Raw genomic sequence first — 23,314 nt, forward strand, 5'->3', positions numbered from 1 at the left:
TATGAAACAAGGTGTTGTAATTAAGAATATGAATGGGTACTTTTATGTGCAAACACCAAGTGGTGAGGTGCATGAGTGTAAAGTGCGTGGGCGATTAAAAAAAGAACGATATTCTCTCTTAGTAGGAGATACGGTAACCATTACAGAAGATGGTTGGATTGATACCATTGAAGAGCGAAGAAACTCATTACGTAGACCAGCTATTGCCAATATTGACCAAGTCATTGTAGTAGTAGCTGCACGAGAGCCAGACATTCATCCTTTACTTTTGGATCGTTTATTAGTGATGATTCATCATAGTCATATTCCTCCAGTACTAGTGATTAATAAATATGATTTGCATACAGAAGATACGATGAAGCTGAAATCTATCTATGAAAATATCGGTTACACTGTACTCTGTACGTCCACGTATACTGGTGAAGGTATTGATGAGTTACGCCATGTATTACATGGTAACATCAGTGCCTTTGCCGGCCCTTCGGGGGTAGGTAAAAGTAGTTTACTCAATGCAGTGGATCCGAACTTTGCCTTTCAAACAGGAGCGGTTAGCGATAAGATAAAACGTGGACGTCATACGACGCGCCATGCCTCTTTATACAGCTTAGATGAAAGTTCCTTTATTATGGATACACCAGGTTTTTCAGCCTTAGAACATACGGGGATGACTGTAGAAGAGTTAGTGCATACATTCCCCGAGTTTGGTGACCATGATGAGGGATGCAAGTTTATTCCTTGTTCCCATAGTCATGAACCGATTTGTTCTGTGAAAGATGCCTTAGCTAATGGGCAGATTAGTGAGCAACGATACCAATCCTATTTGACCATAAAATCAGAACTTGAAGATCAAAGGAGACGATAAAATGATTCAAATTGCCCCATCTATGTTATCGGCAGATTTTTCTAATTTGCGAGAAGATATTCGTACCATCGAAGAAGGTGGTGCCGATCTATTACATATTGATGTGATGGATGGACATTTTGTGCCAAACCTAACATTTGGAGCTCCTGTGGTAAAAGCATTACGTCCACATACAAAATTACCTTTTGATGTGCATTTAATGGTAGAAAATCCAGGTGATTATGTAGAAGAGTATGCCAAGATAGGCGTGGAGTATTTCACTTTTCATTGGGAAGCTGTACCACATGCGCATCGTTTGATTCAAGCCATCAAAGCAACTGGTATGAAAGCAGGCATTTCTTTAAATCCATCTACACCAGTATCTTTACTGGAAGATATTGCAGAAGATTTAGATTTGATTCTAATTATGAGTGTAAATCCAGGATTTGGTGGCCAATCGTTTATTCATAATGCAGTAAAAAAAGTAAAGCAAGCTCGAGAACTATTGGACTCAGTAGGTAATACACAAGCTGTTGTAGAAGTAGATGGTGGTATTAACTTGGACACAGCTCCATTAGTTCGTGAAGCTGGGGCTACTCTATTAGTAGCTGGTTCTGCTGTATTCGGAGCGGAAGATAGAGCGATGATGATTGCCAAATTACGAGGCTAAGATGATTCGAGTAGGTACAGATATTATAGAAATTCATCGTATGGAACAAGCTATTGAAAGAGATACTTTTTTACAACGAGTATTTACAGAATACGAACGAAACTATGCGTGGGGACGTAATAAACAAGCAGCAGCATCCTTTGCGGGCATCTTTGCGGCTAAAGAAGCTTGTGTAAAAGCTTTAGGAACAGGATTTCGTCATGGCTCTTGGCAGAATATTGAAATTACTCACGATGCATGGGGGGCCCCTGTTCTTACTTGTACAGGCTATTTTGGACAACAAATGAAAGCCTTAGGCTATGATACCTTACAAGTTTCTATTAGCCATTGTCGTGAGTATGCTACGAGTACTGTCATTGTATATTAGAGGATAGACCTATGCGACTATTAACACCAAAGCAAGTTAACATAGTAGATCAATATATTGAAAGTTTAGGACTTCCAGTATCGCATTTGATGGAACAAGCAGGACGATCTGTGTTTGAAGTACTGCACAACCATATACAAGAAATAGATGGTCCTAAGGGAGTTCTCTTTCTCTGTGGTATTGGCAATAATGGTGGTGATGCCCTAGTGGTAGCTCGCTTGCTAACAGAAGTGCCTGAGGTGACTCCCTATGTTGTAGTATGTGGGAATCCAGAAGAAGGTTCTCCCTTGTTTCAACAACAATGGAAGGTGGTCCACACCTTAGAAGATTCTATTGTGATTGTGACTGATGAGATGATGCAGTCTAATGGAAATTTAATACCTTCCCATATATTACGGGATGTAAGCCTTGTGGTCGATGGTGTGTTTGGTACAGGTTTCCATGGTGAACTACCAAGACAGATAGGAGCTATGTTTGAGCAATGTAAAGAATGGCGTTCTCATAGTGATACTAGAAAGTGTATTGCCATCGATATTCCTAGTGGTGTGAACGGCTTAACAGGAAATGCCGACGTCTCCTCATTCAGAGCAGATGAAACGATTACATTGTTAGCTCCTAAAGTGGGAATGCTTATGTATCCAGGGCGGCAATATGTAGGGAAAATGACCGTAGGCAGTATTGGATATCCTTTTCCCCATCATGCCTTGTGGGACTCGGGGCATAATTGGCCAGAAAGCTATTGGAACAATGCAGATTCCTTGTATGTAGAGGCTCGCTCTCCTATTGCCCATAAAGGGACAAATGGACACGTCTATATTGTGGGTGGTTCTCCTGGAATTTATGGGGCCCCCATATTAAGTGCTGAAGGAGCTTTACGTAGTGGAGCTGGAAAAGTTACCATTGTATCTGGTGCGAATAACCTAGATGCATTGCGATCTTTGAGTCGCCCGGAAATGATGATTCGTGATTGTAATACTGTAGAGCAACTAGATGGGAATAGTACAGTAGTCATTGGACCCGGTGGTGGTCGAAGTAGTACAGATAGGAAATATTTGCTTCAATGGATGGAATCTGTTATAGATAGCCACATGGTAATTGATGCAGACGGACTCATGGCGATTGCTAGTGATGTATCATTGTTAAAACAGTGCTCGTATACATTAGGTAAAAAAGGGTATGCCGTTGTAGTAACACCGCATTTAGGTGAATTTTCTGCTCTTACAGGAATACATATAAGAGAACTATACAATGACCCTATTGGATATGCTAATGCATTTGCAGAAGAGTGCAATGTATATGTAGTGCTTAAAGGACAGCCAACGATTCTAGCTAACCCAGCTGGTAGAGTATATTTAACAACGACAGGTAATCCTTATATGGGAACTGGGGGCATGGGTGATGTATTGGCTGGTGTGATTGGTTCTATATTAAATCAAGAACAGGATCCTACAAATGCAATTAATGTTGCTATATATGCTCATAGTCGAGCTGGAGATATAGCCCTAGAGGAACTTGGTCCTGGGTTTACACCTACAGAGGTGGCACAGCGAATTGGATGTGTATTACCAACGATAGATGGTTATATGCGAATGATACCTCTGTGATCATCGTGATAATACGTAGAAATTAGAAAGTGCTTCAAAATGAAAAAAACAATATATAAATATCTACTCTTGTTAGGTGTGTTGGTGGTATCATTACTCAGTCTATTGGGCTGTGGAAAAGAACTTTCACAGGTGAATGCAAATGTTGCAAAGACAGAAGTCAGTCAATCTACGCAAGCACCAACTGGTACTATGAAAGTTCATGTACTAGATATCGGACAAGGAGATGCAATTTTAATCCAAATTGGGGATAGATTTTCCATGATTGATACAGGCGATATTGAACATAGACCACAGGTGGTAGCCTTATTAAAAAAATATGGCGTGAAAGAATTAGACAATGTGATACTGACACATCCTCATGCGGACCATATTGGCGGTTTCTATGCTATTGCCAAAGCAATCCCAATTAAACATGTCTATGATAATGGGATTGACATTGATAGTGGTACCTATAGAACCTATTTGAAGACAATAGACACAAAACAGATTCACCATGAAACTCTTCATAAAGGAGATCGCTTAAATCTAGGAAGTGGCGCTTATTTTGAGGTTTATGCTCCTTGGAAAGGTGAAGTCTTGGGAGATAAGAAAGGTCAAGTCCATCAAAATAATAACTCTATTGTAGGCAAGTTGACATTTGGTAAATTTTCTATGCTCATGACTGGTGATGCGGAAAAAGAAGAAGAAGCGCGTCTCATTAAAGAGCAAAATACAAAAATGTCTAGTAAAGTCTTAAAAGTGGGACACCATGGTAGTAATGGTTCCAGTCAAAAAGATTTTATTCGTTCTGTCCGACCAGAAGCTGCTGTTATTTCTGCAGGTTTACATAATTCTTATGGACACCCAGGGCAAAAAGCGATGGAACGCCTATTACAGGAAAAAGTAGAAATTTATCGTACAGATACGATGGGAACTATTACGATCCGTACAGATGGTACGAACTACGATATCCAACGAGAACGATAATGGAGTGTACTATATAAGTATCTAAATTAGGGGAGATATAGAAATGAAAAACATTTTAATTGTAACAGGTCATACCCACGAAGAAAATTCTGTGGCAAACAAAGAGATTCTCGCATTGCTTAACGAAAAATATCCTAAGGCTGAGTTTGATCGTTTGGAAGTGCTTTACGGAGATTATAAGATCAATGTAGAAGCAGAACGTGAGAAGTTGTTATGGGCGGATACAATCGTGATTCAGTCTCCTCTATTTTGGTACTCTTTAACATCTCTGATTATGAGATGGTTTGAAGAAGTGTTTGCTTATGGTTGGGCCTATGGAGCAGATACTTATGCAGTAGCTGGCAAGGATATGGTCGTTGGTCTTACCGCTGCTTGTGGTAATGATGAATATGCGGTGCATGGTGATAAAGGCATTACCATTGATGAAATTTTTAAAACCTGTGAAGCTACTTGTAAGTTCTGTAAAATGAATTTTAAAGGCGGTATCTTCACTGGCAATATGCTGTATACAGGTGAAGATGCACAGCTACAAGTGATTCATAGACAAGCAAAAGAACACTGTGAGCAATTAGTTCAGTATATAGAGGCGTAAGTGCGCCATAGGATACATACTATTGTGCTATACTAGATAGGGTGTATAATTTATATTGCTAAGATAGTCATTGATACAGGAATGAGGAACATGAATATAATTGTAACAGGCGGTGCCGGTTTCATTGGATCACATCTAGTAGACAGATTGATTCGAGAGGGACATCGTGTACTTGTCATTGACAATTTAAGCAGTGGATTGCGGACATTTGTGAATGAACAAGCTGAATTTTTAGAATTGGATATACGAGATGAAAGAATATATGACGTGTTTGAAGACTTTCAACCGGATTATGTATTTCATGAGGCAGCGCAAACAGTAGTAGCAGAATCCATGGTACATCCAACAGAAGATTGTGATATCAATCTAATGGGACTATTGAATTTATTACAAGCCTCAGTTAAAGTGGGTGTAAAAAAATTCCTTATGCCATCCTCTGCTGCGGTATATGGTGATTTAGAGGTATTACCTTTGACAGAAGACTTGGCAGGAGTGCCTCGTTCTTGTTATGGATTGACAAAATTAACTACGGAAGGTTATTTGCGTATTTACCAAGAATCCTTTGGATTACCCTATATTTGCTATCGCTATTCTAATGTGTATGGACCACGTCAAGGCAATGGTGGTGAAGGTGGCGTTATTAGTATTTTCTGCGAACATGTGGCGAATGGTGAATCCATCAAAATTTTTGGCGATGGTGAACAAACACGTGACTTTGTCTATGTGGATGACGTAGTGGAAGCTAATATATTAGGGTTAGATAATGATGTAACAGGGGTTATCAATGTGAGTACAGAAACTGGAATTTCTGTGAATGAATTAATCGACACATTAGAGCACATTGCTGGTACTACTGTAACACGTCATTATGAAGAACCACGCATTGGTGATATTAAACATTCTTTATTGAGCACTACCAAAGCTAAACAATGTTTAGGGTATTCGCCTAAATGGACATTGCAAAAAGGATTGGAAAATACATATCACTATGTGAAAGATAATAGATAATAGCATAAGAGCTTTGTCGAAGGCAAAGCTCTTTGTTATTGAGGAGGAACTATGCAAATTAATGCAGCTGTACTAGAAGTGTTTGACTTTACGTCTTCTATGTCTGCCTATTCAGACCATCCTATGGATATTACTGAACCAGAGATACAGAGTTATATAGAAATGCATGTGATGAAAGCATTACAAGATCCTGGAGCCAGAACTGGTTATATCTCGGACCAAACCCCATGGGGACGAAAGATTAAACAATTGGAGAATCAAGAGGTAAGCCTCGTAGAGTTTGGTAAAGAACTAGGTGAGACTTTATTTACCTATATGGCACAAGCAATGGATCCTTGTGTACTAGATATGATTGTCTGTGAAGCCCAAGGAGAGCAAGCTTACCTTTGTGTTCTTCTTTGTAAAGCCCATGATGGATATACTCATCAATTATATTCAGAAGAGGATGGTTCATTAGCCACAAAATTGGTAGAACATCGTGTGGTCTTACCAACAGTGACACAAAAACTATATGCCTTTGCAAGTATAAAACTTTCAGATTTATCCATTCGCCTTTTTGAGCCGAAAGGAGAATATGATGGAGAAAAAATGCATTTCTTGGAAGAACGAATCTTTCAGGTTACCACGAATCCATCTTCGAAAGATACAGTGAAAAAAGTACGCACTGTGGTAGATCGAATTTCTAAAGCTCATGAGCAAGATGGTGTGGCAGCTATGGCTAAAACAAAAGAATTACTAGCTAAAAATGCAGAAGTGTCTGATACATTAGAAGCACGACATATTATTGAACAAGTGTTTAGTACCAATCCAATTCAGCGAGAAGCAGCTATGAAAGAGCTAGCAGAGGAAGATTTACTTGAACCATTGCCAGTGAGTCGGACCTATGCGACTAAAGTAGGTAAGCAACATAAAATTAAAACCGATACGGGGATTGAACTTTCATTTCCAGTAGAATACATGAATGATCGAGAGTTTATAGAAATTTCAACGAATGAAAATGGTACCTTGCGCATTGAATTAAAAAATATTTCAAAGATTACCAACAAATAGGGGGTCTTATGAGTAAAAAAGGACATAAAAAAACAAATGCATTACGCATACTAGATACTCACCATATTGACTATGAAGTGTTCACCTACGAATGGTCAGAAGAACGAGGTGCCGGTATACACGTAGCAGAGTCGTTGCATATTCCGCCAGAACAAGTGTTTAAAACATTGGTGGGGAAAGGCAATGTAACAGGTCATGTAGTATTCTGCATTCCTGTAGAAGGAGAATTAGATATGAAACAAGCCGCACGAGTGAGTGGAAATAAATCGGTAGAACTGATTGCGGTAAAAAATTTATTACCATTAACCGGATACTTACGTGGTGGTTGCTCTCCATTGGGCATGAAAAAGGCATTTCCTACCTATTTTGATGATAGCATTTCATCCATTCCTTTGGTCTATGTCAGTGCAGGTCTTAGAGGGATGCAAGTCAAAGTGAATCCACAAGCATTAGTAGATGTAGTAGGCGGCACGATAGCGCCATTGACAATGGGGTAACTATGGCAAAGAAATATTATGCTGTTCGAGTAGGGCACAATCCAGGAATCTATGTGACTTGGTCTGACTGTGAAGTGCAAGTAAAAGGATTTCCTGGTGCGCAGTATAAGTCATTCCCTACAGAAGCAGAAGCAAAAGCCTATATGGGATCCATAGATACACCTAAGAGCGGAAGGATTAAACCGACTAGAACCGGTACAAAGAAAACATCTGCTAGTACGTCTAAACGTATGAGCGTAGGTGAATACCTTAAGACACAGACTGATGACATAAGCCAACTAATAGAGTCAGATCTTTGTGAAATTCGCGCCTTTATCGATGGTAGTTTTGATAAGCGAAAAGGTGTAGTTGGATCTGGAGGGGTTATGCTTATTGGTACGGAAGAAGTAGAGTTTTCTCTTTCTAGTACAGACCCTAATCATGTTGCCTATTGGAATGTATCTGGGGAATTATTAGCAGCACTTCATGTAGTAGACTATGCACTAAACCATGGATATACCTCATGCTCTCTCTATTATGATTATATGGGCATTGAAATGTGGGCTACAGGTAGATGGAACACAAATAATCCATTAACAACTAACTATGCGAAACGAATGAAAGAAGCTAGCAAACAACTTCGTATCGATTTTCATAAGGTAAAAGCTCACTCTGGTATCGCCTATAACGACCGTGCAGATGCATTAGCAAAGAAAGGAACGCTACTAAAATAACACTGGTAGGAAATTTCTCATAAAATTCCTTTAATCTCTCCATGATTTGATGTACAATAAAAGTACAATTACAATCATACTGTACATAGGAGGAAACTATGAAACGGATTCAATTAGACTCTGGTTTTGTTTATGATTATACAAATATGATGTTACCTGGTGGGGTGACGGAAGCAGATGTAACAAACTTAGGCACTGCGATTTCTGATGCCTTAGCAGCAGCGGAAGAAACTCGTCATCATGGTGTTGTAAAAGGCCATCTATCCAAAGATGGAGAGCCTGAATTAGTACTTTTTCCACAATTGCCGTATGTGGTAAAAGGTCATATTAATAGTCCTACAGTGATGGCTAGATTAGAGTCTTTAAGAAATAAGAAAGTAAGTACTGTAGTAAGCTTTGGTATTGGTGGTTCTTTTCTAGGTGGAAAAGTATTATTTGATGTACATTGTGGGGAGTTTTGGAACTCCATGAGTGATGAAGAGCGTAATTACCGCCCACGTATGTATTTCAGTGGTAATAATGTTGACCCTGTACGTACCCAAGAATTAATTAAGCAATTACAACGGGAATGGAAAGAGCAACAATTTTTAGAAGACCATGCGCATGTGCCGAATGAGTATAAAGTACTATTAGTACTGATCTCCAAATCTGGATCTACTATTGAACCAATGACAAATTTCATGATTGTGAAAGAAGCTCTAGAAGTAGCTATGATTGATTATGAAGTGCTAGTCGTGACAGATCCTAGAGATGATGAAAAAGAAACATTATTGCATAAATTAGCCGTTGCAGAAGGTTGGGGAGACTCCATCTTCGCTGTACCAGATGGCATTGGTGGTCGTTTCTCTGTATTCTCAGAAGTGGGGTTAGTAATCGGTGCCTTATTAGGCTTTGACATTTATGCCTATTTAGAGGGCGCTAAAGCAGCAGATATAGCAGCCCAAGAGCAAGATGTCTGGAAAAACCCAGCCTTGTTAAGTGCTGTGTTAAAATATATTGGCTCTGAACAATATGGTCGTCATATTGAAGTATTTATGCCTTATGCAGATCGTCTGAAATCCTTATCTGAATGGTATGTACAGTTATTAGCGGAATCCTTAGGTAAAGAGAAAGATGATACATCTGGACATTATGGTCGTACTCCAATTGTGGCAGTAGGTACTACAGACATGCATGCACAAACACAGGAACATCAAGAAGGTCGCTATGATAAAGTTGTATCTTTTGTAGATGTAGAAAATTGGCGTGTGAATCTAACAGTGCCACATATGTATGATCAATACAGTAAACTAGAAGCTTTAGCCGGTCTTGACTTAGGATTTATCAATCGTGCTGCCTTGGCATCTAATGCAGAGTCCTTAGCCAGTGATGGACGATTTAATGGGACCTACCAAGTTCCAACCATGAATGCCTTCCACCTAGGAGAATTAATGTTTACTATGTGCTGGGCCATCTACTTTGAAGGACAATTGGCAGGTGTGGATGCTTTCAATCAACCAGGCGTGGAAGTGTATAAAAAATTGTTAGGACCTAAACTTTCAAAAGCATAGGAGAAGTAAGAATGAATATTTTAGTGACAGGTGGCGCAGGCTATATCGGTAGTCATACAGTACGTGCCTTATTAGGAGCAGGTCATCAAGTGGTGATTGTAGATAATTTATCTCGAGGTCATAAGGAATCGATCCCTGTAGGAGTACCATTCTATGAAATGGATATTACAGACCCTGCATTAGGTGAGGTTCTGGATACGCATAAAATTGATGGTATCATGCACTTTGCAGCTCATTCCCAAGTTGGGGAATCTATGGTAAATCCATCCATCTATTATGAAAATAATGTAGTAGGTTCTTACCGGTTAGTAGAAACAGCTCGTAAACATGGCGTGAATCGATTAGTATTTTCCTCTACGGCAGCTGTCTATGGTGAACCAGAAGTAGTACCTATTACGGAAGATGCGAAATGGAATCCTACCAATGTGTATGGTCGTACAAAATTGATGATTGAAGATATGTTGCGTGATTATAGCAAAATTTATGGATTTAAATTTGTAGCACTACGTTACTTTAATGCAGCTGGTGCAGCCCCATCTGGTGAAATTGGTGAAGATCATACACCTGAAACACACCTAATTCCACTTATTATTGATGCAGCCTTAGGTAAGCGTGAATCCATCACTGTATTTGGTACAGATTATGATACTGCGGATGGTACATGCGTACGTGACTATGTACATGTAAATGATTTAGCGTCAGCTCATATTCTAGCGATGGAATATCTTTATAATGGTGGTGAATCCGATGTATTTAACCTAGGTTCAGGCAATGGTTTCAGTGTAAATGAAATCGTAGCGGCTACCAAAGAAGTAACAGGCGTAGATTTCCGCGTTGATTACGGGGAACGTCGTGCTGGCGATCCAGGCACATTGATTGCATCTTCTGAAAAGATTCATGCTAAACTTGGCTGGAAACCTGTACATAGTACAGTACAAGAAGTGATTCGTGATGCTTGGAATTGGCATCAACTACATCCTAAAGGTTATTAATCGTATATAGGAGGGCATGATGAGAATATCATCTGTGAAAGACCTCTACAACCAAATAGAAAGATATATACGTACACACGGTCGTCTCGTTTTCGGGGCGACCGTTTTATTGTGCCTCATTTGCTATCTAGGTTGGAGAGAGTCCGCATGGTCAGAAGTAGAACATTTAGAAAGCCCCATTCAATCTCGGCGTGAAAGTGATGCATTAGGACAGAATACGCATGTAAAGTCTAAAGATGAGGCAGTAAATACTAATGATAAATCAATTAGAGGTGATAAGAAACATAGGGGACAGCAGAAAGAAAAACAGACTACTCCTGCAGAAGAAGATATCGGTAAGGGTAAACTTGTTTTTTCTATACGGAATGTAGTGCGACCTTATCCTTTAGTAGATACGTTTACAAAGGAATTAACAGGTACTAGTCCAAAAGCTGTAGTTGGTGCAGATGCGAATAGTATGGGCAACATGAAAAAGAAAGACAAGCGTCAAATAACTGTTGTAGAAGGGTCCGCGATAAATTCTTTGCGTGATAATATTGGGAGGAGTGCCCATAATAGACATGCACCAAAACATGCAAAGGAAATAAAAGTACAGCTATTGGGGATTATACAAGGAGAGGTACCTGTAGCTGTGTTAGATATTAATGGAAACACTCATACTGTGTATGAAGGAGATATCGTTGATGGGGTACAGGTATATACGATTCATGATACAAAGGTGCAAGTTCGAGTGAATGGAACTGCAAGATGGATAGAATAAAAGCGGTGCAGAAATATTAGGTGGAGTACGAGGTAGAGATATGAAGGAAGGAGATACATATGTGGATTAGAATAGTAAATTATCTAAAAAGGAACGTAGCAATCCATATCCATCAACCTATTTATCGCTGGGGAATAGTCTATGCGGTGATAATGATACTGTTAGGGGTTATTCCAGCAGAGGCAGTACATATTATGGCTAAAGATATGCCCTTACGGACATTGGTGCAAACCATAGCTAGGACGGAGAAACTTTCAGTGGTAGGATTAGATACATTAGAGGGGAAGGTTACTTTAGAGGTACAAGAAAACTCTGGGAGAGAGGCTATTAACAAATTGGGCTCACAGTTAGGCTTTTTAGTATATGAAGAAGGCGGCACCTTCATCGTAGAAGGTCGCCATGAAGAAAAAGAGCATCGACATGTGCGGCGAATCGTAGCAGATACATCAACTCCTGAAGAATTAAGTAATCTAATTCAGACTGTAGTATCTAAAGAGCATATACAAGTGATACCAAGCACGAATGAAGTGATTTATTACGGGACGGTTCATGAAATTTTAGAAGTGGAAAAATTACTTCGATCTTGGCATACCACACCGAAGCAGGTTCAGTTAGATGTGGCAGTATTGGCTATGGAAAAAGGCTATGCTAAGGAACTAGGAGTGCAGTGGTCATTTCCTGGGCTACAAAGTTCAGGGAGTTCCATGCATGGAAAACCTGAGTCAGGCATGGAAGGAAATGTTCATATTGGTCATATGGCTAAAGGAACATCGTACTCTTTTTTAGCACATCCTGAGGTATCTGCTAAAGAAGGAAGTAGCCGTATGGCACTAATAGCACGACCTAGTATTGTAGCTGTTAATGGGGAGGAAGCAACCATTCTCATTGGTGAACGCGTGCCGGTCACAGTAGAGTCCATTCAAAATGGTGTCACAAGAACCAGTATTCGCTATGAAGAGGCAGGTATACGATTACGATGCAAACCCTATGTATTACAGGGAAATCATATCGATACTGTTGTAGAAGCGGAAGTGAGTAACCCTACATTAGTCCCTGAAATGAAAGCCTACCGAATTACCACACGGCAAGCAAAAACAAGAGTGCGTATACCCGATGGAGAAACATTGGTCATTGGTGGATTGATGGATCGACGTACCATGCGACAATGGCAAAAAGTGCCTATCTTGGGTGATATTCCTTTGATTGGTAAACTATTTCAACATAGCCGAAAAACAAAAGATGAAGTAGAGCTATACATTTTAGTGACTGCTAAGGTTATTCAGTAAATAAGAGAGAAAAATACTATATATGCTCATTCACTATTTCAATATTCTTTATCAATATGATATAATAAATATATATTTAAAGTTGGGTATATATTTACATATCGCAAAAAAAGAGAATAGGGGTATTGATATGAAAAAACAAAGAAAAGAACTCTTAACGGTATGGATTACATTGTCTTTGCAATTAGGAACCCATGCGGCACAGGGTATTGTCAGTCATGAGGTCATGGTGGACAATAGTCAATCTGTCCCAGTTATACAGATTGCCAATCCCATCCATGGTGTATCCCATAATCGGTATGAGTCCTTTTCTACAGATACGGGGGCTGTCTTTAACAACGCTACTACACCTACAGTTAGTACTCAGATTGGTCCTGTAAATGCAAACCCGAACTTACGAGAGTCTGCGAGCCTTATTGTCAATGAAGTAGTAGGGACGTCTTCCTCACAACTAGCAGGCGCTTTTGAAGTAGCAGGGAATCCGGCAGATGTTGTCATTGCCAATCCCAACGGGATTTCTATCAAAGGCGCTCATTTTATTAACACCCCAAAAGCTACATTTACTACAGGTGTCCCACACATGGTAGATGGTCAGTTAGAAAACTTTGTTATTGAGAAAGGAAACATTGAAGTAACAGGGGCCATCAATGTATCTACGGAGCAAAGTGACTCTAATGTATATACCCCTATTTCAAAGGTAGACTTGTTAGCAAAGACGATACGTATTAATGCAGATGTGGTGGCACAAGATGCGATTCGTGCTGTCACAGGGCGTAATACAGTGAACTATGCAGATGGAACTGTAACAGCTAGGGAACTGGGTGAAAGTACCCCCACAGGGGTTGCTTTAGATGTAGGGGCTCTAGGTGGTATGTATGGAAATACCATTTCTTTAATCGGTACAGAATCTGGAGTAGGTGTTAATATCAGTGGCTCTATCGATGCTATAGCGGGGAACCTACATATTGATACAGCGGGAAATCTTACCATCGAACAAGGTGGTTCACAGCAAGAGCCTACAAGTATTCACAGTGCCAAAGAAGTAGTGATTCGTAGCCAAGACTTTCATAATCGTGGCACCCTAGTGGGTGATGAAACAGTGACAATACAAAGCGGTACACTTACCAACGAGGGGAATCTACAAGGAAAACAGATTGAGACGAATGTGACCAATCTTCGTGGACAGGGAGTGATTTCCAGTGCGGAGAATATAAGGATCCAGGGTACAGACTCTATTGTGTATGAAGGAGGTATACGATCTCAGTCAGGGGATATCACTGTACGTGGGAAACGGGTAGACGTAGACCCAAATCATATACAAGTAATATCAAAAGATAAACTGCATATAGAATCGCAAACACCTATCCCTGAAACACCTGTAGATATTCCAAAACCAACTTTAGAGAACCCTTTACATACACCGACTATACAACCTATTCCCCACATACCTAGCAAGGTTGTAGTAGAGGACACACAAGAAGAATTACCTATTATTGTAGATACGAATAGCCCCAAGAATCGTCAACCCATTTTAGATACTACGAGGAATAGCATAGATATCCTACACATTGCCGGTGTTGATGGAAACGGTGTTTCTCACAATGCATATACACAGTTTCATGTGAAAGAGCGAGGTCTTATTCTCAATAATGCTACGAAATATACAAAAACTCAGTTAGCTGGTTACATAGATAAAAATATGTTCTTAGCTGGGAATGGTGCTAAGACAATCATCAATGAGGTCACTTCTACGAACCCATCTACGTTGAAGGGATATATAGAAGTGGGAGGGAATCCAGCAGATGTGGTCATCGTAAACCCCAATGGTATGACCGTCAACGGATTCGGAGTAATCAATGGTACTCACATGACTTTGCAAGGGAAAGATTATATAGACATCGTAGGCAAAGGCTATGGGGGACAACAGGTAGATAGTACTTTCATCAGCGACCATCTACGTAACCGTCGCAGTGAACTATGGGGTCGTCATCTTCGTATTGACACTGATACCTTAGAGAATACAGGGAATATAGCAGCAGAGACTATGCATATATCTGCCAAAACTATGCACAATGTAGGGTTTGTAGAAAGTAAAGACACGCTCCAATTTGCTGGAAACGAGCTTGCACAAGATAAGGGCATTATGAAGGCAAGTCAGACTGTCCACGTCTCAGCGCATCATATCCGAAATAGCAATTCATCTGTGTTAGAAGCTGGTGGCAGTTTACATATCACGGGAGATGCGCTACAAAATAATGCATCTCATGTAGTTAGTCATGGTACGATACGCTTAGGTGTGAACGCCTTAGAAAATACAAATACAGGTGCAATCATTGCAGAGGATACCCTGCAGATACAAGGGGATACTTTTGCCAATACGAAAGGCATTCTCTTTGCAAAAAATGATGCAGATATAGATATGAAAGAGGATGTGACGAACACCAGTGGATTGTGGCATGTGCTAGGTAATTTACGTGTCCGAGGTCGCCACATTCGGAATATCAACAGCAAAGGTTCTTACTTTGGCTCAGATATGTATGTAAAAGGCAATGCCTATGTACTGGGAAAAGAGAGCTTTGAAAATAGGTCCTCAGACATCATTGTCAAAGGTGATCTTACTATATCAGCCCCTACGATACAAAACCATAAGGATGTGTTTAAGACAGGGTGGACTATTTCAGAAGAAGATAAGTATGAGGGCATACCGCATCTAGACCAGCCAAACTATTATGAGGCAGATAGAAAATACCATAGAACGATTCATACAGGCACCATAGAAGAGGAAACGGCTACATCTAGAATACTGAGCGATGCTACTATTCATATTACGGGGCAAGATGTTCAAAATACATACAGCCAGATTATGGCTAAGGATGGCTTACAGATTACGGCAGATTCTGTTACTAACACAGGATATCAAGGGACAGTTCACTATGATGATATAGGCCGAGATAGACATTACTGGAAGTATAAACAGAAAAAACGTTGGTGGAAGCGTAAAAGGTGGGTCTATGGGCATACGGATATTCCCTATGAACATCACGACATCTTTGATGCTGAAAGTAGTCCATCCAGTGAACGTATTGCTGTATTAGGCAGTCACGGAACTACGAGCATCCAGTCTAATGAATTTACCAATACAACACTTGAGGCAGATGGAACAGCTTATGCAGTGCGAGATAAAAAAGTTGAAACTGCAGTGGCACCTACAGATGTTTCTAAGTTAGTAACCCCTGTGTTGGAACCATCAAAACAACTCTACATGACGACGGATCCCCTTGCCGTAGCTAAGGTAGAAGATAACCCTTTATATACAGATAAAAAGCAATTTTTGTCTAGTGACTATATGGTCGCTAGATTACAAGCAGACCCAGAACGAGTGTACAATCGATTACGCAATGGATATACAGATCAAGAAATAGCGAAAGAAGAACTCCGTCAAAGTGGTCATACCCTTACGAAATATACAGGTCATGACCAGTCTTTACTTTCAGGGATACCTAACAGCATGTTACAAATAGGAGATTTGCGCAAAGATGGTAGTATCGTCTTAGGCAAAGAGATCTATGTAACAAGCCAAAAAGTAGATAACACGGGTAGCATACAAGCAGAGGGCTCTCTGTCCATTACAGGTAATTATGTTCATAACCTCAGTGGGTCTATGAATGGTAATCTAGTTTCTATACGCACAGATATGTTAGAAAATACTTCGGGTCGTATACATGGTAAAGAAGGTGTTCATATAGAAGGAAAGGACATCCGTAACGAAACACAAGTAACAACTAACCGTTTATTTGGACAGCAACAAGATACAGCGCATGGAAATGCTAGTATCACTAGTGATGGCGGTATCCATATCCAAGGGGATACCATACGCTCTGTAGGTGCTACTATACAGGGCGGTAGTACGGTAAGTTTAGCAGGGAAAGATATACAACTCTCTGCTCGTGCCTTACAAAATCGCTATATAGGTAGCGGAGTGACCTTAGACTCTACTAAGTACTTAGGCAATACCGTACAAGGACATACGGTACAAGTCCAAGGGGGAGAAATCACGTTACAAGGCTCTCGTATGATGGGACATACAGTGGACCTTACAGGGAACTCTCTAACCCTTACGAATGTAACGAATAAAACTTTGTCAGATGTAGCAGTGGGTGCTAGAGGTAGTGACTATTTCAATCGTAAGATGACCATAGAAGAGCAGAATCTAGGAGCTACCATTGAAGGAGAGACCGGTGTAAAGGTGCGTATGGATAACAATGTATCCATGAAAGCAAGCACTATACATAGTAAAACAGGTCTTGTAGATGTACAAGCAGGTCGAGTATCCATTGCACATGGTACGGAGCGCCATGAAACACTATCTGAAATCCATCAAAAAGATAGAGGGTTCTTGTCGTCTACTACAAGGGATGTCTACGACCATAGACGAACAGATACGGTAGTAGGTTCTACGATTTCCAGTGGTACTGTTAAGGTAGATGGTAAGCAAGACGTATTAGTTAAAGCCAGCCATATAGTGGGGGATGCAGATGTTACAGTTACGAGTGCAGGCAACTTGACTATTACATCAGCACAGGAAGAATCTGGTGCTACCCATCGTGAGGAAGTACGAAAATCTGGCATCTTTGGTAATGGCGGTCTTAGTTTTACCATTGGTACACAAAAACAAACAGATATTTACGATTCTAAGAGCAGTGTAGCCAAAGGTAGCGTGATTGGAAGTCGCTTTGGTTCTGTCAACTTAGAGGCTACAGGATCTACACAAATAGAAGCTAGTGATGTAGCATCTAAAGGGGATATTCAGGTTCAAGGGTCTGGTGTGACAATTCGTAATGGGTATACTATATCCCATACAGGAGAAACACATAGATTTTCTAAAACGGGGCTTACGCTCTCTTTGTCGAATCGCTTAGTAGATACCACCACCAATGCAGTGGGTACACTGACACGAGCACGCACGGTGAAAGACGAGCGATTGCAAGCTCTATTAGCCTACAAAACCTATGACGATGCTAAGACATCCTTTGACAAGTCTAAATTAAAAGATCAAGCTAAGAGTTTACACCTCAATCTATCCTTAGGGACAGAAAGAAGCGAAGCTTCTACAAACGTAGATAGTAAGATAGCAAAAGCATCGACCGTTGTATCCGATGGACATATTCGTGTTACCACTAAGAAGGATGATATCCGCATAGAAGGAAGCGATGTACAAGGCAAGGACATTACCTTAGATTCTGCGAACAGTATCTATGTGAAAGGCAAAGAAACAACTTCTGAGATGACACAGAGTATGAAACAGAAACAAGGATCTCTTGGTATTTCCTATGATCTCTTACAACATCGATTCTCAGATATATCTGTCAATGCCAGTGGTAGTAAAGGCAGTATAGCAGGCACAGACATAGTTCATGATCCTACAAAGATAATAGCAACGAACACCCTTGGAGTGAGTACAAAACGGGATGTACACATCAAGGACGGTGTTCTTAAAGGAGAGTCTATTCAGGCAAATGTGGGTAGAAATCTAGAGATTCACTCTGTACAAGACACACATGATTATACAGACCATACTACATCTGGTGGCATGGGACTTAGCCTATCTAAAAAGGGTGCATTCAAATCGTTACAAAGCTCCTTGCAACGGACAGATATAGATAGCAAATACACCTCTGTGATTCACCAGTCTGGACTCTATGCAGGAAGTACAGGATTCAACATATCCGTAGGCAATACGACCACATTAGAAGGAGCCTTATTAGCTAGTAAAACAGATACGAATACATTAAAAACAAGATATCTAGTCATGAAGGATATGGAGAATAGGGCGAAGTATACCTATGGGTCTAAGGGGGTGTCGTATCTATCTGACGTACAATACAGGAAGTCTTTGGAGCACATGAGAGATAGAAAGAATACTATAGTCACAGATAAAAATCTTAGCATTCCAGCTAAGATACAACACTTACAACAGTTGAATCAAGATAAGGACTATACAAGCCACCTCAAGTATGTTAATAGCTTGCATAATCAAGTAGGCCTATTACCAAATATGATGCCTGGTGAAAGAAAAGAAGCTTACAGTGTGACAAAATCTGCTATTGCACCTGGAACGATTGATGTAGAGAACTCTAAGATGGATGTGAGTCAAATTAATAGAGATATTAATCACAGCCTTCAAGCATTGGATACTATTTTCAACAAACAAGACATACAAGAACGACAAGAACTAACTAAATTATTTAACAAATATGCCAATGAAGCGATTCATCATATCTCTGATATGGCAGGTTGGAAGGAAGGTTCATCAGAAAAAGTGGCATTACATGCCATAGTAGGCAATATAAGTGCTAATATGGTGAATGGAAATACAAATGTAGGTACTGTAGCAGGTGGACTATCTGAACTCCTAGCACCAGCTATATTAGAAGCATCTAATGGCGATCCAGCAAAAGCACAATGGCTAGCATATGCCTTGGGATATGCAACAGATAAGCTTGCTGGAGAAACTGGAGAGCTAGGTGGAAGCATCAGTCACTATGGGGTTAAGTGGAATGGATTGTCAAATTATCAACAAAGTTATTATGAAGATGCAATTTATAGGTATCTTGTAGATAATAATAGAAGATACCATAAAGATGGTATTATCAAAGTGCTTGAATCTGCTATTATTATTAGTAATAACAATAAATACTTATCTGATGCAGCTGAATGGCAAATGATCTACGAATTGGAGAAATCGGCACGTATTCTAGGTTTAAATTATAGTTATGATTATGAGAACGGTTTGACAGGAGAGATGATTCGAATTTTAGAAAAATATGCAGATAAGTTACCTAAAAGAGATATTATTTCGGTAAATGGTGGCATAGGAGTTGGTCTAGGAATAAGTGGAAAGATAGGACCTGTGAGAGGGGGTATAGGCGCTTCATCCCATCTTGATTATGATACAAGTCGCAAAGGGTTGGCAATTATTTCTAAAATAGGGGCTAGTGCAGAAGCAACTGAAAATTTTTCTTTAGGAGCAAATGTTATTAATGTGGCAAATGCGAGTAACATTAGAGATAATGAAACGACATTCAATATTAATCTATCAAGATCATTTAATAAAGTAAGCGGGGCTTCATTATATACTGGGCTTGATGATACGATATTTGATATAGGTGGAAGTACATATGTAGGAGCTGGAGGCGAAGGGTCTTTAAATCTTAACTTTACAGCAATGAAAGATAAATTTTATGGCGAAAAAAAGGGGAAAGAGTTATTAGAAGATGAAGTAAGCGAATTAAAGGAGGAATATAATAGATGATCATGCAGAGAATAAAAGATAATTTTAATCCATATAAACCACTTTCGACAAAAGGTTATAATAAAAGTTTAGGTTGGATAATATTATGGTCATGGTCACTAGGGATTCCTGCACTTATTTTAGAGAAAAATGGAGCAGAGGTTGATATTCTTGCTTTAATAGTAGCTATCATCATAGGTGGTTCTCAGTACATGTTGTTTATATTTACTATAAAACGGTTCAGATCAATGAATATTCCAACCATTTGGGCTACAGCTATGTTTATTTTACCTCTTCATATGGTATGCTTTATAGTGGCAGAGGCAAATGATGATTTTATCGTTAAGATGAGAAAAAAGTTAGGTCATTTAGTGAAAGAGGATACCAATGCATGAAATTATTAAAACTACACTTCGTACGCTAGAAAGCTATGGAGCTGATGTGGAGGATATGTTATTTTTGTTTTATAATTGCATTGGATTGATTCCATTATGCATATATTGGTTTAAATACAATAACAAAAGATATACTGTTTTTACCAATATAGGGATTCATATTTTACGAGTATTAATATTCTCTGCATCTTTTGGTGTATTAATTCGATTTGGATTTACAGAGAAGTGGATTAAATGGAACTCCCTATTAATAATAACTTACACCATTATAGGTTACTACTATTGGGTACATGAGGAATTGTTATCATCCCTCACTAATAGAATGCGTCATATTTTGAAATATATCTTTTATACTTCTATTTCTATTCAAAGCATATATATCCTGTGCAAGTTGTTGGAAATTTAAACTTTCAAAAGTATAGATGAAATCAATATTTGTTCTAATGAATTGGCATGGAAGTTGATATTATAAGATGTAATATGAGTGCTATAGATATGATTGGATATATTAAGAAATATGGTGTAGAGATTATTTTAATACTTGCATATATAGGAATTATGTCATTAGTGGCTCAGATAATGTATACACCATATAACCCTCCATCCTTGAATATTAAAAAAATATGATAACTGGAAAATATGTAGCTGTCATGCAATCTGGAAACTATTCGAGAGTGATAGAACCTTATGTGAAAGCACAGTATTTTACTAGAAATTTTCAATATACGTACGGATTAATTGGATTTATGAGTGAATTCGTCTTTAATGGCGATACTACTGTGGTATTAAATAAAAATATGACAGATGAGGAAAAAGAAAAGCTAATCCAATTCCTAAATGATATAAGCATGGATAAAAAATTAAGCTATCCTAGAATTTCTATTATTGAAGAAAAAGATTTAGATGAACGTAAGCGTGAAATTATGAAAAAACTAGAAATTCAGGCACGAGAGAAATCATTAGAAAATCGTTCCGAGAGATATAATAGTTTGTGATGTAAAGGAGTCTAGGATTGACAAATCATAAAATAGTTACAGGCCTTGCTTGTTTGTGTATAGGGGCATGTTCTTATAATATTCATGCCAATACTATAGACGAGCAAGGTAAACTGCTAGACCAGATGGAGCGTTCTATATCTCATGTAGAGCAAAAGGAAACACCCGCGTTCACAGTTCTTACAGAGGGAATAGTACCTCAAAAGATAGATCAACTATCGAATGATGAACCAGAATTTTTAATTCATCATATTGAATTTTCACAGGTTCCACCAGAGTTTAGTTTTCTGCAAGCGATGGTGGCTAAGAAAGAACATCAATCGTATGGGATAGAAACAATTAATGCCTTGTTGCAGGAACTTAATACCGCCTTACTAGATAGAGGGTATGTCACCTCTAAGGTCTATATGGAACCTCAAAATATAGGGAGTGGTACACTTCGATTATCCTTGTTGATAGGAACTGTGGAAGAAATACAATTTAAGGGTGTGGTAGGTAATTATACAAACGCATTAGCCTTTCATAAGGGGCATATCTTAAATATACGAAAGATAGAACAAACTGTAGATAATTTAAATACTGTACCCCATCAGAAGGCTAAGGTGCAGTTACAACCGGGAAGTCGGTTAGGCACCTCTATCGTAGTATTTCAGATAGAAAATAAGTCTAAAGTAGAGGTCTCCACAGGATTTGATAATTTCGGTAATGAAGGAACGGGTCGATTCCAAGGTAATGTGTCTATTACAGTAGGCAGACCATTAGATCGTAGTGACACCTTGTACTATAGTTTAACGAAATCTAGACACTCAGATAGTATCAATGTAAGTAAATCGAGTTATGTATCATACCAAATACCTATTGGACATGATAGCATTACCCTTAGCCATTCTAATTCAGATTATCAACAACGGGTTGGCTATGCCATGAAACCATTTATTTCTAGCGGTAACTTTACTAGCGATGAGATAAGGTGGAAGCATGTATTACATAGGAATAGCCAACAGATTACAGAATTAGTGCAAGGTCTTACGCATAAGACAAGGCATTCTTTTATTAATGGGAGTGAAATTGATGTGCAACGGAGAAATACTACGTCTTGGTCCATAGGAATACATCAAAAACGATATGGCAAGAATGGGAGTTTAGATTGGTTTGTGCAATATGAAAGAGGTGTTCCTTGGTGGGCTAGTCCTGGACCTACCGATTATTTAGGAGAAGCTACCACACAGTATCATATATATACGGGGAAAGTGAACTATCAGCGTACAACGACCCTTTGGAATCGGAAAGCAACCTATACAATGGAAGCAAAAGGACAGTATACGAATAGTAAGCTCTACAGTAGTGAGTTCTTTACCATTGGTGGGTGGTATACGGTGCGTGGTTTTACCGGTGATAGAAATTTAGCCGCAGAACAAGGGTTTTATGTACGAAATACCTTAGATATATCACTGAATCAGAATCATACACTGTATGTAGGTTTAGATTATGGCAAAGTTTACGGCAAATCTACAGAAGATATATTGGGTACAGAGCTATGGGGCGGAGCCATTGGCATGAAAGGACACTATGGAAGCGCTAACTATAATATATTCTTGTCCACACCATTACAAGTACCAAACGGTTTTACGGTACCACATCGAGTCCTGGGAATACAGATGAGTGCTGCCTTCTAAGTACGGTTAGGTGATTCCCTAATTTTCCTTGCAAAAGGCTGTGATTATTACTATAATA

Annotated in this window: 18 protein-coding genes; all 18 read left to right on the forward strand. The window is 39.2% G+C overall.

Translation table 11 applies throughout. The features are described 5' to 3' along the window. Nucleotide 1: 1 nt before the first annotated feature. Nucleotides 2-862 carry a ribosome small subunit-dependent GTPase A gene (rsgA, locus tag EO125_RS01430; protein WP_127147319.1) on the forward strand — a complete coding sequence of 287 codons (861 nt, stop codon included), beginning with the start codon at nucleotides 2-4 and terminating at the stop codon, nucleotides 860-862. A gap of 1 nt (nucleotide 863) precedes the next feature. After that, entirely contained in the window at nucleotides 864-1,511 is a 648-nt protein-coding gene (gene rpe, locus EO125_RS01435) for a ribulose-phosphate 3-epimerase (RefSeq protein WP_127147320.1), read from the forward strand. Nucleotides 1,512-1,515: 4 nt separating this feature from the next. After that, entirely contained in the window at nucleotides 1,516-1,878 is a 363-nt protein-coding gene (gene acpS / locus EO125_RS01440; protein WP_164726409.1) for a holo-ACP synthase, read from the forward strand. Nucleotides 1,879-1,889: 11 nt separating this feature from the next. Continuing rightward, nucleotides 1,890-3,482, forward strand: a complete 1,593-nt coding sequence (locus EO125_RS01445) for an NAD(P)H-hydrate dehydratase (protein WP_127147322.1) — start codon at nucleotides 1,890-1,892, stop codon at nucleotides 3,480-3,482. Between the two features lie 39 nt (nucleotides 3,483-3,521). Further along, complete coding sequence (locus EO125_RS01450) at nucleotides 3,522-4,451, forward strand: ComEC/Rec2 family competence protein (RefSeq protein WP_127147323.1); 930 nt, start codon at nucleotides 3,522-3,524, stop codon at nucleotides 4,449-4,451. Nucleotides 4,452-4,494: 43 nt separating this feature from the next. Next, entirely contained in the window at nucleotides 4,495-5,043 is a 549-nt protein-coding gene (locus tag EO125_RS01455; protein WP_127147324.1) for an NAD(P)H-dependent oxidoreductase, read from the forward strand. Nucleotides 5,044-5,133: 90 nt separating this feature from the next. Beyond that, nucleotides 5,134-6,051: an NAD-dependent epimerase/dehydratase family protein gene (locus tag EO125_RS01460; protein ID WP_127147325.1), complete on the forward strand. Its 918-nt coding sequence runs from the start codon at nucleotides 5,134-5,136 to the stop codon at nucleotides 6,049-6,051. A gap of 51 nt (nucleotides 6,052-6,102) precedes the next feature. Continuing rightward, nucleotides 6,103-7,101, forward strand: a complete 999-nt coding sequence (locus EO125_RS01465; RefSeq protein WP_127147326.1) for a nucleoid-associated protein — start codon at nucleotides 6,103-6,105, stop codon at nucleotides 7,099-7,101. Between the two features lie 8 nt (nucleotides 7,102-7,109). Then, entirely contained in the window at nucleotides 7,110-7,598 is a 489-nt protein-coding gene (ybaK, locus tag EO125_RS01470; RefSeq protein ID WP_127147327.1) for a Cys-tRNA(Pro) deacylase, read from the forward strand. Nucleotides 7,599-7,600: 2 nt separating this feature from the next. Beyond that, nucleotides 7,601-8,311 (forward strand): viroplasmin family protein, encoded by a 711-nt coding sequence (locus EO125_RS01475; RefSeq protein WP_127147328.1) that lies wholly within the window; start codon nucleotides 7,601-7,603, stop codon nucleotides 8,309-8,311. A gap of 98 nt (nucleotides 8,312-8,409) precedes the next feature. Next, nucleotides 8,410-9,861 (forward strand): glucose-6-phosphate isomerase, encoded by a 1,452-nt coding sequence (locus EO125_RS01480; RefSeq protein WP_127147329.1) that lies wholly within the window; start codon nucleotides 8,410-8,412, stop codon nucleotides 9,859-9,861. Nucleotides 9,862-9,872: 11 nt separating this feature from the next. Next, complete coding sequence (gene galE, locus EO125_RS01485; RefSeq protein ID WP_127147330.1) at nucleotides 9,873-10,853, forward strand: UDP-glucose 4-epimerase GalE; 981 nt, start codon at nucleotides 9,873-9,875, stop codon at nucleotides 10,851-10,853. Nucleotides 10,854-10,869: 16 nt separating this feature from the next. Then, a complete protein-coding gene (locus EO125_RS01490; protein WP_127147331.1) occupies nucleotides 10,870-11,613 on the forward strand; it encodes a hypothetical protein in 744 nt (247 codons plus the stop codon). A 59-nt stretch (nucleotides 11,614-11,672) separates the two neighbouring features. Next, nucleotides 11,673-12,899, forward strand: a complete 1,227-nt coding sequence (locus EO125_RS01495) for a type II secretion system protein GspD (RefSeq protein ID WP_127147332.1) — start codon at nucleotides 11,673-11,675, stop codon at nucleotides 12,897-12,899. 130 nt (nucleotides 12,900-13,029) lie between these two features. Next, on the forward strand, nucleotides 13,030-20,211 hold the full coding sequence (locus tag EO125_RS01500; RefSeq protein ID WP_164726407.1) for a filamentous hemagglutinin N-terminal domain-containing protein: 7,182 nt from the start codon (nucleotides 13,030-13,032) through the stop codon (nucleotides 20,209-20,211). Continuing rightward, nucleotides 20,208-20,585 (forward strand): hypothetical protein, encoded by a 378-nt coding sequence (locus tag EO125_RS01505; protein ID WP_127147334.1) that lies wholly within the window; start codon nucleotides 20,208-20,210, stop codon nucleotides 20,583-20,585. Before EO125_RS01500 ends, EO125_RS01505 begins: the two co-directional genes overlap by 4 nt. Nucleotides 20,586-21,235: 650 nt before the next feature. Continuing rightward, nucleotides 21,236-21,580, forward strand: coding sequence for a hypothetical protein (locus tag EO125_RS01510; RefSeq protein WP_127147335.1), 345 nt, complete (start codon nucleotides 21,236-21,238; stop codon nucleotides 21,578-21,580). A 17-nt stretch (nucleotides 21,581-21,597) separates the two neighbouring features. After that, the gene (locus EO125_RS01515; protein ID WP_127147336.1) at nucleotides 21,598-23,256 is read left to right on the forward strand and encodes a ShlB/FhaC/HecB family hemolysin secretion/activation protein; all 1,659 of its coding nucleotides are present in this window, start codon (nucleotides 21,598-21,600) and stop codon (nucleotides 23,254-23,256) included. Nucleotides 23,257-23,314: the final 58 nt, after the last annotated feature.

The sequence above is a fragment of the Veillonella sp. VA139 genome, from assembly GCF_003992005.1.
Classification (GTDB): domain Bacteria; phylum Bacillota; class Negativicutes; order Veillonellales; family Veillonellaceae; genus F0422.